The organism is Pollutibacter soli (genome assembly GCA_029269725.1).
GTDB lineage: Bacteria > Bacteroidota > Bacteroidia > Chitinophagales > Chitinophagaceae > Pollutibacter > Pollutibacter soli.
The window spans coordinates 1-502 of the sequence record JARJHS010000037.1 but is presented as its reverse complement, the minus strand read 5'-3'; the positions used below and the strand labels follow the sequence as shown (position 1 = coordinate 502).

Annotated in this window: 1 pseudogene; it reads left to right on the top strand. The window is 46.6% G+C overall.

Annotation, left to right across the window (positions count from 1 at the left end):
* Positions 1–36: 36 nt before the first annotated feature.
* Positions 37–402: pseudogene (locus P2W82_RS24745) on the top strand (hotdog fold thioesterase).
* The last annotated feature ends 100 nt before the right edge of the window (positions 403–502 follow it).

The window sequence follows — 502 nt, the reverse complement described above, 5'->3', positions numbered from 1 at the left end:
TTAGTTGAGGAACTTAATTTATTATCTTCTAATACAATGGCTGAGGTGCTGCAAATACGGTTTACCGAGGTTGGCGAGAATTATCTTAAAGCTACTATGCCTGTTGCCGACCTTACAAGGCAGCCGTACGGTCTGCTGCACGGTGGTGCATCGGCTGCCCTTGCCGAAACGGTTGGAAGTGTCGCTTCATCGCTGTGTATCAATAAGGAAAAACAAATATGAGTTGGCATAGAGATCAACTGCAACCACCTACGCGGCAAACGGGATGGGATGGTAACTGCAACCGTGGAGCCTTTGCATGTCGGAGCCACAACGCATGTCTGGGACATCAAGATCAGGGACGAGGCTGAAAAACTGGTATGTGTCAGCAGGCTTACCGTGGCAGTACTTAAGAAGCCATAACCCTGTTAAAATCCACATGTGTGAATAGCTTTCTCCTCGGTTTCCCGCCTGTTTTTCGTTATATTTGCACATCTTTTTTTTAACGCCCATTTATGGAAGT